The organism is Paenibacillus piscarius, from assembly GCF_022234545.1.
Lineage (GTDB): Bacteria > Bacillota > Bacilli > Paenibacillales > Paenibacillaceae > Paenibacillus_AQ > Paenibacillus_AQ piscarius.
Map to the genome: position 1 here is coordinate 110041 of NZ_JAIEUI010000021.1, position 15668 is coordinate 125708.

Here is a 15668-nt window from a genome sequence, read left to right on the forward strand (position 1 = left end):
CGCACTATTGAACCGATGAGGTGGTAACGTCTGCGCCCAGCCACTCTGTGCTTATTTTGCCCAGCGTGCCGTCTGTCTTCAGCTCCTTGACCGCTCCGTCAATGGCCTCCGACAGCTTCTGCGAAGGGGCATCATCCTTGCGCAGCACATACAGAATATCAGCTGAGGACAGCTCGGGACCTACCGCCTGCAGCTTGCCCTGAGGATCGATGATCGGCAATACGAAATCCGCAGCAAGGGTAGCATCCACCCGGCCCGAGTCAATCTGGCTGACCGTATCGTTGGCGGCACCGTTCTGATAGACAATTTGGATCGAATCTGCACCGTGCTCCTTGTTGTAGTTCTCCAGAATTTGCGCTTGTGCGCTGGTGGCGCCGGTCAGGACTTTCTTCCCTTTCAGATCGTCCAGTGTCTGGATCGAATCATTACCTTTCGCTACAACGATGCGGTTTCTCCAGTGGGCATAAGCTTCCTTATTAAAAGCGTACTTCTGCTCCCGCTCCGGGTTCTTCTCCATGACATGGGCCACCAGGTCGATCTTCTTCGTCTCCAGACTGAGCAGCAGATTGCTGAAATCCATCGTCTGGAATTCGAACTCATATTCCGGCAGGCGCTTGTCAATCTCCTTCAGCAGCTCTACATCGAAGCCGGTCAGCTTGCCGTTCTCATCAATGAAGCAGACATTGGGGAAACCAGTCCCGGTCCCGATCACGATCTTGGTCACCTTAGCCGGCTCGGCGGCTCCAGCCGTGGACTCCGCACTATTCTGAGGGGCTGCCTCTGCTACCTTACCGCTATTGGCGCTGCTATTGGTGCTGTTATTATTGCCGCAGCCGGCGATCAGCAGCGTTAGTACCAGTGTGGATGCGAACGATATCGTCTTGTTCATGTCTCAAACCCCTTTTCAATTTAGATAATCCCTATCTGTTTAGTGGTGATTATATGCAATTAACTTTATCACTGCATGCTGCCATGCGCTAATAGAGTTTTTTAATACAGTTATTTAAGAACTCAATTCACCTTATTCCAGATTCCCGTCCCCAGCTCCAGCAGAGTGTCCAGGAATTCCGCATTCTCCCCGTTCAGCGAGATCAGGCTGGTCCGCAGAGAGATGCCCTCCGTCTCCGCGATATCCACCCGGACCAGGGTTCCCGCCTCCGTCTCCTCCTGCACACTCAAGGCTGGAAGAAAGCAGATGCCCGCTTGCCTCAGCACCAGCTTCTTGGCGGTCTCCAGGTTATCCACCTGATAGACGATGCCCGGCGGACGCTCCATGCTCTCGAATACCCGGTGCAGGCGCATCCAGTCCAGCGAGCCGCATTCGAAGAATACGAGCGTCTCGTCAGAGATCTCCCGGATCGAAGCACGGCCCTTGCGGGCCAGCGGATGACCGGCATACACATACAGCGAAATCGGGTCTTCACAGAAGGGAAACGACTGGATGGCCGGATTCACGACCTTGCGGATAAAAGCGAGATCAATCTCCTTCCCCTTCAGCTTCTCAATCAATACTTCGGTGGGAGCGGTAGTCAGCTTCATGCGGATGTGGGGATACCGCTGCTTCAAATGCAGCAGCAGACGGGGCATCAGATAATTGGAGACGGATACCGTGCTGCCGATTCTCAGCTCGCCGGGAATCAGACCTTTGGACTGCAGCTGATGCCTGCCGTTCTGATAGACCTGCAGAATCTGCTGCGCATAGGGGAGGAACTGCCGGCCTTTATCAGTCAGGTTAATCTGCTTGCCCAGCCGGTCGAATACTTTGCAGTCCAGCTCCCTCTCCAGCGACTGGATACGGGCCGTCACTGTCGGCTGCGAGATATAGAGCACATCTGCCGCTTTGTTGAAGCTTCCATAGTGGTTAATGTAGACAAACGCCTCAATGTTCTCGATATTCAAGCGTAATCCCCCTCTGCGTTCAATAAAACTATTATTCCAATCAATTAACAAGGAATTGAATTTGAATTAATCTTATGCACCGGCTATTTTTTTGTCAACTCATTGAACAGCCGAAACAATTATATAGATCACAAATTGATCGCAAAGTCAGATAGAACTTTTCTATCCATTAATCAAAATCATTAAATTCCTCTTATACTTATCGGATTTATAGATTATAATAACGGCACACCCCACTTTGAACAGGAGGCAGCAGATGAATCACTCAGCAGAACTTGTAATCCGTGAAGCCGCAGCTTCCGACCGTGAAGCCATAGCCGCTGTCTTACTTGATGCGTATAGCGAATATGCCGCCGTACTGCCCGGGCCGTTCTGGGAGGAGTACCGGGACTCCATTCTCGGCTCGGTTCATGGCGATGGACCGGTCTCCAGGATTGTAGCGGAGCTGGATGGACAGATCGTAGGAAGCGTACTGCTGTTCACCTCCTCAGAGGCTGCTTACGGCAGGCCGGAGCTGGGCATCCATACGCCGATCATCCGTCTGCTGGCCGTATCTCCGGCGGTCCGGGGACGCGGGGTAGCCAGACTTCTGATCCGCGGAGCCGCAGACAGGGCCATTGCGCTGGGAGCAGCCAGCTTAAATCTTCATACTTCGGATATGATGGCCTCTGCGATTAGATTGTACGAGGGATTAGGCTTCAAGCGGGCTTATGAGACGGATCTGAAGAACGGGGATACACTGGTAAAAGGCTACCGCCTGGAGCTGCCGGTCTCCTCTGGTCCACAGGCGGAACCGGCCTCCGAGGCCAGGGTAACCGGCTAAGCTGTCCTTGTCTTACGGCGAACCGTAACAGCGGAGCGCTCCTGGGCTCCGCTTCGGGTATCCAGGAATCAAAGCTGCAATACTTACAACATTCGTGGCGTTGATGTGGATGCCGCTATAGAATCCCCTTCGCCTTCGCGGCCTTCAGCCATTGCGGGAATTCATTCAGCAGCTGGTCATACAGCTCCTCATCGGATACATCCTCGATGCGGTCCAGATGCATGAAGCTGGCGTTATCCACCAGCCTGCCGCTCATCGTGTCGAGCTGCTTCAGCACCTCGAAGTCGGAATCGCCGATGCCGACAAACTGCCAGAAGATCGGAAGCGGGGAGGCGGCCATAATGACCTTACGGGTCAGCTTCACTACACCGCCGTCATTGATGAAGATAATGAATACCGGAGTCGTGTCCGGCTCCTCCTTCGTGTATTTCTGGATGACATCCCTCATCACCGGCGGTTCGTTATTGCGTCCGAACTTATGAATGGCGTCATTATTCGTAATATGGGTGAAGACATAGCTGCCAAGCTCCCGTTCGGTAACGGGCGGCAGCCGGCTGAATTCCGTATCGTAGACCCATACATCCAGCGAGCCGTTATCGTCGAACTTGCTGGCAACCGCGAGGATGCGCTCCACCACCTCCTGCACCACGCCTCTGGCATAGAGGCTGCGCATAGAGCCGGTGATGTCCAGCACGATGCCCACTCTTGCGGTTACGCCGGTGAGCTTTTTTTTGACCAGGGTGAGCTCGACGAGCTTTTTGCGCAGATTGATAGAAGACAACACATTCACTGGAGGCTCGGCTCCGGGCTGCGGGATTGCTTGCGGAGTCTGCTCCACTAACTCAGTTTCCCGCTCCACTACCTCAGCCGCCGCTGCCGCTTCGTTCCCGGACTCCTGTTCCACCTCAAGCCCGTAGCTGCTGCACAGTGCCGCGAGTCCCCCGTTATATCCGCTGCCGATGGCGCTGAACTTCCACTCTCCCTGATGGCGGTACAGCTCCCCGGCTACGACGGCTGTCTCCTCTGACAGATCCGCCCCGTACTCGAAGCGGTGCAATTCTTCCCCGGTCCTGCGGTCTGTCAGCGTTAGCTGCAAGCCGGACAAGTCCTTCATCCGCTGGTTGCGCTGCTCGCCCTCATAGATCGTCAGGGTCACAGCAATGCGGACATATTGCTCAGGGATTCTGGACAATGAAATGGACAGACTTGCCCTGTTCTCCCCCTCCGCAGCATGAGCTACAGCCCCATCTCTGGAGACCGGATTGCCATAGAAAATGAAATCCTCATCCCGCTCACACCGGTTCTGGCCGGAGAGCAGAAAAGCCGCCGCATCCACCCCTATTCCGCTACGCAGTGTATTCCAGCCGAGCTGGACCGTTATATCGTTAACATCTCTTCCTTTGGTGATATCGGCCTTTTGACCTTTGGACAGCAGCAAGACACTCATCTCCTCTTCATAGAATTCTGTTCCAGAAGTTCATAGATTAGGTATACCCCATTGAGGCAGCCTTGCACAACCTGAACCGATTGTATTTCCTGCATAGCTCCTATAATATGAAAGGTATTAGATGATAGATAAGGGGCTTTACCTGATGGACTTCACTGCGATAGATTTTGAGACTGCCAATTCCGGCCGCTCCAGCGCCTGTGCCCTGGGGCTTGTTCAAGTCCGCGATGGTATCGTTACAGCAGAACATAACTGGCTGATTGACCCGCAGCAGCCGTTCGACGGGATGAATATTTCCATTCATGGCATTACACCCTCGATGGTCAGAGGCCAGCCTACCTTTGAGGAGCTATGGCCCACGGTAGAGCCGCTGCTGCAGGGCGAAATTGTGATCGCTCATAATGCCGCCTTCGATATGAGTGTGCTGCGTTATTGCCTGGACGATTACTCGCTGGGCTATCCCGGCTTTCAATATTTATGTACCTACCTGCTCGGCAAAAAAATGCTCCAGGACCTCCCCTCCCATAAGCTGAATGTCATCTCGGCGCATTTCGGCATCCGGCTGAAGCACCATGATGCCCTGGAGGATGCCAGAGCTTCGGCACTGATTCTCCTGAAATTGATGGAGCAGTGGCAGCAGTTCGATCCGCTGCTGTTAGCCGGCAGCCAAGGCTACAAGCCCGGGACGATGTATGACGGCGGATACACGCCGTTCAAGGCCGTGCCCAAGAAGACTGCGAAGAAGCCGGCGGCCGGGAAGAAGGCAGCGGTCCGTCCTGCGGCCGATGTCAGCCCGGGATTGCCGGTTGTTAGCGAAGCGGTGGCTGGGGAAGGGAAGTCGCCAGCGGCTTCACCGGGCCAGCGTCCGGCAGAAGCACCTCCAGCCACCGGTGCTCTGGCTGTCCCCACACTGGTGCGGGGGCAACGCGTCGATATCGGCGACAAGCTCAGCGCCTCCAGACTCCTTGCCGCTGTGGAGTGGGATGCCCCAGCTTCGCACACGGAAATGAGCCAGCCGGAGACCGCTGCCTTCCTGCTCCGGGAGAGCGGGCGCTGTGAGCAGGAGCGGGAGCTTATCTTTTGTGGCAATATGGAAGACCCCAGCGGCTCCGTCTTCTGCTCGAAGCCGGCTGCGCACATGGGGCATCTGTATCTTCAGTTAAGCAGTCTGCCTGCGGCCGTTACGCGGATTGCGCTGGCCTTCACGGTTGCCGAGGTCAGCGGTGACAGGAATCCGGGCCTCGTCAGGAACGCTTCTGTATCACTGATTGATTCCCGGACGGGGGTCAGGCTGGCGGTGTTCCCCTTAGGCCAGGACATTACGCCGGGTGTGGCCGTTGTTATTGGCGAGTTCTACCGCTATAAGGACAAATGGAGATTCGCTGCTGTCGGAGAGCAGCTGCCGGGCGGCCTTACCGCCCTATGCAGCCATTACGGCCTGGAGGCAGGCAGCACCGGGAAGGCACAGGCGGAGTCCGCCGTAGCGGCGGAGGCTGAAGGTCCTGAGCATAATCACCTAACGGGCAAATGATGCTGGTGTCTGCCTGAGCATCTAGCTCCTGCACCTTCACGAGTGCTTATTGTGTTCGGTTTTTCGCATACATTCTGCGCGTCTTGATCCTAAATAGAGCAATCCCCTCAGACCGTAACTCGGAATGGGGGGATTGCTCTTTTTGCAGCGATATATGGGCCTCGATCGTTATAACTTCATGCGGTACACGGCCTTATTCTCCAGTCCCCGGATGAACGGCGTCCATTCCTCCGTCTCAGGCGTGGTATCCAGTGCATCCTCGACCATCTGCAGCTTGGCATCCATCGCATCGATGTGATGCAGGGCAACAGCCTCCGCCGTCTGCGGCTGGACCGGACTCCCCCACTCGCCCAGATTATGATGGGATAATACCAGGTGCTGAAGCGCCAGGATTTTCTCGGATTCCAAGTCAATGCCGATACGGATCGCTGCTTCCGTAATCCAGCTTGAAGCCATGGAGATATGCCCGATCAGCTTGCCCTGCACACTGTAGTCGGACACAATGCCGTATTGCGAGATCATCTCTTCCGGCTTGGCGATATCATGGAGGATAATGCCCGCACGCATCAGATCCGGGTTCAGGAACGGCCGCTGCTTGCACAGGAAATCTCCAATCTCCAGCATTCGTACCATATGGTAAGCCAGTCCGGCATAGTAGGCATGATGGTGGGTTTTGGCGGCCGGGTAGTGCATCAGCTTCTCTTCCACCTTGCCCACGCAGAAGTTAACAATCGCTGCAATCTCGGGGTCAGTAATACTGGCCATGGCATTCTTAATGGTATGCACCAGATCCACGGGGCGTACAGGGGCCGAACGGATGAACTCTGTCAGCGACACCCCGTCCGATTCCTCCACCAGTCTCATCTTGGTGATCTTGATCTGGAGCTTCTCGCGGTAGGTATGGGCAAGCCCTCTGACCTTCACCAGCGCCATCGGGAAAAAAGTCTCCTTATCCGTCACGCTCACATCCCAATATTTCGCCGACAGCTGGCCGCTGGAATCACCGAGTACAATATCGAAATAATCCTTGGGCGGATTCCCGTTGGTCTGTTTCAGTGCCAGCTCCCGGAGCAGATAGAAGCCGGTGAATTCATCCTGCGGGGACAGCTGTTTGATTAATGTCATTGTGAAGCCTCCTATGTCTTACAGGCCTCAGCCTGCGGTGTTAGATTAGTGTGTATATAAGAGTTTAGACACTCCCTTGCCAAATCCCTTTAAATTACTATACGATTGCCGTTTCTATTTATGTCCAGCCGCCTGCTCCAAGAGTGAAGAATCCTTTGCAAACAGATAAAAATATAAAAACGGGTTGTTGTTCAGTTAATATATTCGCCTTATATAGTGAAGGGATGAGTTACAGCAATCATTCCTATCCTAAGATTCTGGAGGGGTTACTATGGCTGATTTATATTGTACTGTATATGGGGCGAAACACAGAATGCTTACGAATGGGACCGCTTTTGGCTTTGACTATCGCACTAACAAAAGAATTCTTTCAGGCGGTCTATACAAATGTAAATGTGGAGAGCGTGTGCTTGCTGAGGGTGGCCCGCATTTAGGTGCTCCCCTTCGCAGGTATATCACTGAGGGAGGGTTTAGGGAAGAAGGAACAGTAATCATTGGGGGAGTGTCTGGATATAACATATACCCAGAACATATACACGAAACTACAGATTCTTCTATCCCTGGGTATGAATTCTATCCAGCCGGCTAATTATCAGGTATAAATATCAGCAACGCTTCTTTTATTCCTGGAGAAGCGTTGCTTTATGTACAAACGCTGGAACACAAAAAGGGCTGTCCCCGCCATTTGCATGGTCAAGGACAATCCCCGGTAAACTATATTGGATTATTTGCCCGCAGCTTCAAGCGCTGCTTTGATGGCTTCTACCGCTTTGGCGGAGATGGCTTTCTGGGCGTCGTTGGCTCCAAAGGCTGCCGCACGGTATCCGTACTTATGCAGGCTTTTGCCATTGGATGTATTCTCAATCTCATACTTCACAGTCAGCTCATCATCATTCAGACCGTATCTGACTTTACCCTTGTCATCCAGGAAATACACCGCCATCGTTACCGGCACATTGTATTTCGTAGTGACCATTACGTTCACCGTCTTGTCTGCGCTTGCGCCGATGAAGATGCCATCGAAGTAAGCCGCTTTGTCAGGCTCGGTAATTTCAGCCTTGCCGTAAGCTCGGTCAACCGCAGCCTTCAGAGCATTGCTGCTGCTTGTAGCGCCGGATACAGCATCCACATCCTGAGCGCCTTCTCTTGTGCCCGCAGCAAGGAAGCTGGCGGTCAGCACCGGAATGGCTTTTTGCACTTCAGCGTAAGCGGCTTTGCCCAAGTCAACCATGTTCATGCCTACACGGGACAGAGCCACATTCACGATCTTGCCGTTGCGCAGGGTCACGTCTGCTTTGTTGGTGCCTTTGTCATAAGCATCACCGTAAGCGGTGAAAGTGCCGTCCTTATAAGTGCCCTGCACCTTGGAAGCATTGGTCAAGGCATCAGTCAGCGCGGCCTTGGCAGCAGCAGACAGAGCCTCCTGTCCGGCAATATCGGCAGCCTTCCCGCCGTCAGCCAGCAATCCGGCAGTCAGCTTGTCAACAAGTGCCTTCTGCTCTTCGGTCCGTTTGTCATCGGCAATCAGCTTGCCGTCTGCACCGAACAGGCTCAGCTTGATTCCTGTTACCTGGTCAGCAGCGATATCGGCCAGCAGCAATACCTTGGATTGGTTGTCTACGCCTGCGAATTTGCCGTCGAAGTACTGGCCTTCACCCGGAACCTTCAGGGCCTTCTCGAAAGCGCGCTCTACCGCCTGGTTCCAGCCGTGGCTGCTCTCGGTAGCGCCGGAGATTCCATCTACCTTCTCATCATAGTTAGCAATATAAGATCCGTTCGCCAGCAATTTGGCGGTCATCGGAGCATTTGCCTTCACAACCTCCGCATACGCGGTTGCGCCTCTGTCAATCAGGTTAGTGCCCAGTCTGTACAGCTTCACATCTACCAGCTTGCCGTTGCGGATCACAATATCTGCTCTCTCCACACCAACGCTTCTGGCAGTACCGTAAGAGGAATAGAATCCGTCAATGTAAGCAGCCTTGTTGTCGATGCTGGCATTCTGCTCTGCATCCCAGAAGGCGTTAACTGCGGCTTTGGTCTCAGCCTCGAAGCCGGCTACCGGCTGCGCTGTTGAGCCTTTGGCCAGCAGAGCCGGAGTGATGGCGGCCACCGCTGCGGCCTGTTCAGGCGTGTAGGCCTTCTCGTCTACGAAATCTCCGCCCGCGTTCAGCGGGTACAGCTTGACTTCCGTAAGCTTGTTAGCTTCATAGGTAGCGAACACGGCGTATTTGCCTTCAGGGTCTACACCCATATGAACGCCAGGGAAATACACGGCACCGGCCGGTTTGTGCTCAAGCGATCTCTGGAACGCTCTGTCAACCGACAGCTTCCAGCCGTTGCTGGTCCGGGTTGCGCCGGATACAGCGTCCACATTGGCAGCACCGTCTCTGGTTTTGCCGAGCAGTCGGTCTTTCATCAGGCCGTAGGCCACCCATACTCCGCTGTAATTCTCGCGGGCATTACGGTCGATGATTTTCGGGCTGGTTCTGAGCAGCTCGATATCGGCAATTTTGCCGTCCTTGATAGTAACCTTGGCACCTTCCGTACCTTTGGAATACGCATCTCCATAAGCTACATACACCCCGTCCTGATATACCGCCTGGTGTACTGTCGCCGGAGCGGCGGTTGCCGCAGGCTTGGAGGTTGCAACCGGCTTGGCTGTTGCCTTCGCGGTGGCGGCTGGCTTGGCTGTTGCCTTCGGCGTTGCAGCCGGCGCGGCTGTTGCCTTCGGTGTTACTGCCGGTTTCGCTGTTGCCTTCGGTGTTGCGGCCGGTTTCACTGTTGCCTTCGGCGTTGCAGCCGGTTTGTGAGTCGGCTTCGGCGTTGCAGCCGGTTTCGGAGCCGGCTTAGCTGTAGCAGCCGGTTTCGGAGCTGGCTTAGCCGTTGCCGCCGGAGCTTCTTCAGAGGCTGCTGAAACCGCATCCACCTTCAGGTTCAAGGCCGGTGCGTTAATCGTATAAGCCAGCGGTGCGAGCAATAAGGCTGCGCTTAGAGTCAAAGAAATTATTTTTTTCAAATGCGTATTCTCCTTTACCGTATCCCCAATAATATGTAGCATTGATTAACCGTGCGTTGCTTTCACTTCATGTCTGGTTGCGGCTTCCGCAGATTTCCCGGCTCTTCCGCAGAGGTCATTTCCCCCTTCCCTATTCCTGCCCGGCCCAGCCCGTGTAAGAAAAGATTCATCTATTTATACAATCTTTCAAAAGGTGAAAGAATTCACATAAAAAGGTGAATTCTTTCACATAAATGGACTTTAAGCTGCTGGCGGCTCATTTCTGGCTTGATGGTAACAAAATTGAAACTCTTTTCTCTGTATACAAAATCACACACCCTATAAGAAACATCACTATTTTCCGGCCGCAGAAAAAATATATTTCTTAAGGCTCCTTCACTCTCCCATATACTCCCTCTTATGATAGCTATGTGACAGAACATATTGAACAAACGCCCGCTGGTGTGATATTTTAAAACGATGTCATGTTCATGGAAAGGAGCAACAGCTGCACATGAATCCGTCACCTATCGGCGTTATTCTCGCCCAGATCGGTACCCCTGACGCCCCCAGCGCCAAGGCGGTCCGCCCTTATCTGAAGCGGTTCCTGTCTGACCGCAGAATTATCGATTATCATCCGCTGCTCTGGCAGCCGCTGCTGCGGGGCATCATACTGCGCACCCGTCCGCGCAAGTCCGCTAAGCTCTATCAGGAGATCTGGCTGGAGGAGGGCTCCCCGCTGCTTGTCTACTCCAGAGCCCAGCAGGCTGCACTCCAGGCACAGCTCGGCAGCTGCTATCAGGTAGAGCTGGGGCTTGCCTACAGCAGTCCGGACATGTCCGAAGCCTTCCGTCGGCTGGAGGCCGCAGGAGTTACGCGCATCATTGTCCTGCCGCTGTTCCCGCAGTATTCCTCAACTACAACGGCTTCTGTATATGAAGCGGCCAGCTTCGCCGCACTGGGGCGGCAAGGGCGCCTGGGCCAGGTCTCCAAGCGCTTCGTGCCTGCGCTGCGCTATATCGAAGCCTACCACGATGCGCCCGGCTACATCGCGGCGATGACATCGCTGCTGCAGCGGCAGATCGAAGCAATGAGTGAGGAGCCGGATTACTATATCCTCACCTTCCATGGCATCCCCCGGCGTTATGCCGAGACCGGGGACCCGTATCCGCAGCAATGCCAGGAGACCGGAGCGCTGCTGGCTGAGGCTATGGGCTGGACACCGGACCAGTGGCAGCTCACCTTCCAGTCCCGCTTCGGGCCGGAGACCTGGGTTGGCCCGTCCACGGCCGATACCCTGAAGGAGCTTAGTGCCAGAGGGGTCCGCCGGCCGATGATTTTCTCGCCGGGACTGGTTACGGACTGTCTGGAGACGCTGCACGAGCTGGCGGTAGAAGGCCGGGAGCTCTTCGTCTCCGGAGGCGGAACCGCAGAGCAGATGGCGGTAGCCCCGTGTCTCAATGATACGGAGGAATGGATCAGCTTCCTCGCCGGACTGATAGGCCGCTCGGCCCAGGGCTGGCTGGCAGCCGCAGAATAACAATAACGCCCGGCCTCAGGGATTCATCATCCTGTGAGCCGGGCGTTTTATTTTATATCGTACGATTATTGAACAGTGAGCTGTCTGTACTTGGCCGTCAGTTCCTCGAACCACTGCTTATCCTGCAGCGTCAGGGCGAAATCAATCAACTCCGCAATCTCCTCCGGCTGCAGGTCCGGTGTATCGTTGAAGCTGATCTCCGCCGAAGCCGCCGCTTCCCCCGCTGAGCCCTCCGCAAAATCATAAGAGAACAACAGCTTGATATCACTCTCCAGAAACTCATTGCGCAGGAAGTAGAGCACCTCACACATCAGAACCGGCCGGACATGATTGGTGAAGACGCAATCCATCACTTTAGCCCAATAATGCTGGTTGCTGAGATGCAGCTTATCGTTGGTCAGAAGATACTGCTCACCCTGAAAATCGTTGACAAACTTAAGTTCAACCGGCTCCATTTTAAAAATACCGGCAATTTGCTTCCTGGTGATATTCAAGATGTCCTGCGTTTCTAATCTAATCATCTCATGCACCCCGTTCCTCTTATTTGGACTCCCCTTAGGCTCTGTAAGCTAAGATTCGACAATAATTTTAATGAATTTAAAAGTATTATCGACTTTTTCGTATGTATTGTTAATGTTTTTTAAATTAAATTTTAAAAATTCTGTTTCAGCTTGCGTGAAAATGGTTAATTTATTTATTTTTTTGGACTTAACTATTAGTGTTTAAGGCGGAAACATCGGGTGTATGTGCCATTGCGGCAATGTAATGCGGCCCACGCGCCTCACCCGCTCCGAATGTAATCGGTTTTTCGATTACATTTGGTCCACTCGCCGCATCTGCTCCAATTGTAATCGGTTTTTCGATTACATTTGGTCCACTCGCCGCATCCGCTCCAATTGTAATCGGTTTTTCGATTACATTTGGTTCACTCGCCGCATCCGCTCCAATTGTAATCGGTTTTTCGATTTCATTTGGTCCACTCGCCGCATCCGCTCCAATTGTAATCGGTTTTTCGATTACATTTGGTCCACTCGCCCACGCAACGTAGGATGTATTTAGTTTTTCGCATATAAAAAGCCACCCAGTCCGCGAGTTCGCGAAAGACTGAATGGCTCCAAATTTGAGCTCTAGGCAATTTCCAGGGATCACGCCCGGGTCTTCTCTAGCTGACGAACAGCGGAACCAGTTGGATGCCCTCTTGCGGCGAGATCCGCACCAGTCCCTTATCGGAGATGCGCAGGGTCGGGATAACGGCCAGCGCCAGCAGGGATAGGGTCATAAAAGCATAGTTCAGCGTGCAGCCCGCACTGTACAAAGCCTTGCTGATCGCAGCGGACTGGGCCGCAGCAATCTCGAACGGCTCCGCCGACATCAGCCCGGCAATGGCCAGCGGGAACAACGTGGTGCCCGAAGCGGTAATCACCGCAACGCCGCCCTGCGCTTCGGCTACGGCAGACGCGGCCTCTGCCATCAGTGCATCGTCGTTGCCGATAACCAGTACATTGTGGCTGTCATGGGCGACCGTCATCGCGATAGCCGCCGGCTCATGGAAGCCGATGCCCTGCACCACGCCCACCGATTTGTTGCCGGTTGCCTTGTGACGCTCCAGCACGGCGATTTTGCACAGGCCGTCCTGAACCACCAGCTTGGAGTCAGCTACCGGCAGATCAAGGATCAGCTCCTCTGTCTCCACATGATTCTCAATGACCCGGATGACCCGCGTGGCAAGAACGCCCTCTTCAACCGGAGCATGGATCACGAAGTCCGCAGGCACCGGAGGCTGGGCCAGATGTACAGAAGCCAGCACTTCATCCGGGTAAGTGTATCGGCTGAGCTCAGCCGTCATCTTGCCGTTCTCCGCCACAACCACACCGGCCGCGATCGTCGTAACCACATGGACATCCGCCAAATTCCCGTCCAGCAGGATAATGTCCGCACAGGAGCCGGGCGTGATCGAGCCGATGTCGCGGGCGAGGCCGAAGCGCTCGGCGGTGTTGATCGTCGCCATCTGGAACGCCGTGACCGGCTTCACACCCTGGGCGATGGCATGGCGCACCACAAAGTCCATATGGCCTTCATCGCGCAGCGATTCGGAGCTGCGGTCGTCGGTCACGAGCATCATCCGGCGCGGGTCCAGCCCGTGCTCGGTATGCGCGGTGATCGTCTGGGCGACATCGTGCCAGGCGGAGCCGCGGCGCATTTTGGCATACATTCCCAGGCGTACGCGCTCGATAACATCCTCCGCCGTCACGCACTCATGGTCGCCGGTCACGCCTGCCGCAGCATACACCGGGAGCCGCCAGTCATCGGACGGCCAGGTGAAGTGTCCGTCTACATACCGTCCCGCCCGCAGCGTAGCCTGAATCTCTCCGAGCATCTTCTCATCGCCATATACTACGCCGGGGAAGTTCATAACCTCACCCAGCGCAATGACATCCGGGCCCCAGGTGTAGGCTTCAGCCACTTCCTCCGGCCCGATGGAAGCGCCGGTGGTCTCGAATTCCGGTCCTGCGGAAGGGACGCACGAAGCCACCTGCATGTATGCAGCCAGCGGCGTGCCGCGCATCTCCTCCAGCATAAGCTTAACACCCTTCAGCCCGAATACATTGGCAATCTCATGCGCATCGAAGAACCCGCCGGTCGTCCCCAGCGGCAGCACGGCCCGGGCAAATTCCGTGACCGTCAGCTGTGTGCTCTCAATGTGGCAATGCCCGTCCAGCAGACCGGGCGCGATATATTTACCGGCAGCATCTATCACCTTCGTGTCTTCACCGATTGTATGGGAGACATCCTTGCCGACATAAGCGATCCGGCCGCCCTGCACCGCCACAGACATCCCGTCCAGAATCTCCCCCGAGCACACATTGACCAGCTTGCCCCCTGTAATCACCAGCGACGCTTTCCGGTCGCCCCGGGCGGTAGCCACCAGCTCCGGCACGCAGTCGGCCAATGGTTGTCTTGTAAATGTCATCCTCTGCACTCCCTTCCGAGTATATCTATTAATTATCTTCTAAAAAACGGCCTTACGCCCCTACCGGGCCGCAAGCCGTCTGATTGAACATTGTATGCTATTATCTACCCTCTGTCTCATATACGTCAAGTGCCGCCTGCACCGCCTCCCCGGCAGGCACTGTATACCCGTGGCGCACAAGCACAGCCTCCAGCGCGCCAAGCAGGCGCAGCACATTGTTCTCACGGCAGCTGAAGCCCATCGTTCCGATCCGCCAGATCCTGCCCTGCAGCGGGCCGAACGAGCTGGCAATCTCAATCCCGAAGTGATGCAGCAGCATGGAACGGACCGACTCCCCGTCGATGCCTGGCGGAATCAGCACGCAGGCAACAACGGCCAGCTTGCTCTCCGCATCCCCGTACAGCTCCAGGTCCATCGCTGCCAGACCGGCGGTCAGGGCGCGTTCATGCAGCCGGTGCCGGGCGTGACGCGCTTCCAGCCCCTCCTCCAGCACCAGCCGGAGACCTTCACGCAAGGCGTAGAGCATGGAGGTCATCTCCGTATGATGGTTCAGCCGCCCGGGGCTCCAGTAGTCCTGCAGCATGCCCAGGTCGAAATAGTTACTGCGGATTACCGGCAGCTCGCTTGCAGCACTTGCGCCGCTCCGCAGGCCCCGCTCGGTCTGTTTGCGCTTCAGCAGCTTGGCCTCGGCCCGGCTGTTATATGTGACCGGAGCCATTCCCGAAGGAATCGACAGGCATTTCTGCGTCCCGCCGACCACAGCATCCAGCATCCAGGCATCCGTCTCCACAGGCACCCCGCCGATCGTGGCTACTGCATCCACAATCAGCAGGGCGTCCTGCTCCCGGCAGGCCCGCCCGATCTCCGCCAGCGGCTGGACACGGCCGGTGGAGGTCTCACCATGGACAATCGCCACCACATCAGGCTTGAAGCTGCGGATCGCCTCGGTCACCTCCTCCGGCGCGAAGACGCTGCCCCAGCGCTTCTCGATCGTATGCACCTCAGCGCCGCAGCGTTCAGCAATCTCATGCAGCAGATGACCGAAGCGGCCGAAGATGGGCACCAGCACCCGGTCCCCCGGTGCAATCAGGCTGACCATCACCGCTTCAATCCCGGAGCGCGAGGTGCCGTCCACCGGATAAGCCCACTGATTCCCGGTTGCGAACAGCTGGCGCAGCATCTCCATAGTCTCATTCATCATATCGGTGAATTCAGGATCAAATTGCCCCAGCACCGGATAAGACATAGCCCGCAGCACACGCGGGTCAACCTCAACCGGGCCGGGGGTCATAATACACCGCAAGGACGGCGACAGCTCCCCGTAACGTTTCATGCCT

12 protein-coding genes and 1 pseudogene are annotated in these 15668 nt (G+C 55.4%); 3 read left to right on the forward strand and 10 right to left on the reverse strand.

From position 1 onward, the window contains the following. Positions 1-4: 4 nt before the first annotated feature. A complete protein-coding gene (locus tag K1558_RS26170; RefSeq protein WP_238654902.1) occupies positions 5-889 on the reverse strand; it encodes a transporter substrate-binding domain-containing protein in 885 nt (294 codons plus the stop codon). A 122-nt stretch (positions 890-1011) separates the two neighbouring features. Beyond that, the gene (locus K1558_RS26175; RefSeq protein ID WP_238654904.1) at positions 1012-1899 is read right to left on the reverse strand and encodes a LysR family transcriptional regulator; all 888 of its coding nucleotides are present in this window, start codon (positions 1897-1899) and stop codon (positions 1012-1014) included. Positions 1900-2155: 256 nt separating this feature from the next. Between K1558_RS26175 and K1558_RS26180 the strand changes: the two genes are divergently transcribed. Further along, entirely contained in the window at positions 2156-2722 is a 567-nt protein-coding gene (locus K1558_RS26180; RefSeq protein WP_238654905.1) for a GNAT family N-acetyltransferase, read from the forward strand. A gap of 115 nt (positions 2723-2837) precedes the next feature. On the opposite strand, the gene K1558_RS26185 is transcribed toward K1558_RS26180, so the two are convergent. Together K1558_RS26185 and K1558_RS26190 are read right to left on the reverse strand one after the other, a co-directional pair. After that, positions 2838-3503, reverse strand: coding sequence for a vWA domain-containing protein (locus K1558_RS26185; protein ID WP_238654929.1), 666 nt, complete (start codon positions 3501-3503; stop codon positions 2838-2840). Between the two features lie 144 nt (positions 3504-3647). After that, positions 3648-4169, reverse strand: a pseudogene (locus tag K1558_RS26190) (TerD family protein); the annotation flags it as partial. Between the two features lie 145 nt (positions 4170-4314). Between K1558_RS26190 and K1558_RS26195 the strand changes: the two are divergent. Further along, positions 4315-5700: a TerD family protein gene (locus K1558_RS26195; protein WP_238654906.1), complete on the forward strand. Its 1386-nt coding sequence runs from the start codon at positions 4315-4317 to the stop codon at positions 5698-5700. A 168-nt stretch (positions 5701-5868) separates the two neighbouring features. On the opposite strand, the gene K1558_RS26200 is transcribed toward K1558_RS26195, so the two are convergent. Further along, complete coding sequence (locus tag K1558_RS26200; RefSeq protein WP_238654907.1) at positions 5869-6825, reverse strand: 3'-5' exoribonuclease YhaM family protein; 957 nt, start codon at positions 6823-6825, stop codon at positions 5869-5871. A gap of 724 nt (positions 6826-7549) precedes the next feature. Then, complete coding sequence (locus K1558_RS26205; RefSeq protein ID WP_238654908.1) at positions 7550-9841, reverse strand: FMN-binding protein; 2292 nt, start codon at positions 9839-9841, stop codon at positions 7550-7552. Positions 9842-10334: 493 nt separating this feature from the next. On the opposite strand from K1558_RS26205, the gene hemH reads away from it, so the two are divergent. Beyond that, a complete protein-coding gene (gene hemH, locus K1558_RS26210) occupies positions 10335-11360 on the forward strand; it encodes a ferrochelatase (protein WP_238654910.1) in 1026 nt (341 codons plus the stop codon). A gap of 65 nt (positions 11361-11425) precedes the next feature. Here the strand turns inward: hemH and K1558_RS26215 are convergent, their stop codons facing one another. The 4 genes from K1558_RS26215 to K1558_RS26230 all read right to left on the reverse strand — a co-directional run bounded on the left by K1558_RS26215 (position 11426) and on the right by K1558_RS26230 (position 15664). Continuing rightward, a complete protein-coding gene (locus K1558_RS26215; RefSeq protein WP_238654911.1) occupies positions 11426-11881 on the reverse strand; it encodes an IDEAL domain-containing protein in 456 nt (151 codons plus the stop codon). Positions 11882-12068: 187 nt separating this feature from the next. Next, complete coding sequence (locus K1558_RS26220; RefSeq protein ID WP_238654913.1) at positions 12069-12509, reverse strand: hypothetical protein; 441 nt, start codon at positions 12507-12509, stop codon at positions 12069-12071. 13 nt (positions 12510-12522) lie between these two features. After that, positions 12523-14331, reverse strand: coding sequence for an adenine deaminase (locus K1558_RS26225; protein WP_238654914.1), 1809 nt, complete (start codon positions 14329-14331; stop codon positions 12523-12525). A gap of 100 nt (positions 14332-14431) precedes the next feature. Then, positions 14432-15664, reverse strand: coding sequence for a pyridoxal-phosphate-dependent aminotransferase family protein (locus K1558_RS26230; protein ID WP_238654915.1), 1233 nt, complete (start codon positions 15662-15664; stop codon positions 14432-14434). Between the last annotated feature and the right edge of the window lie 4 nt (positions 15665-15668).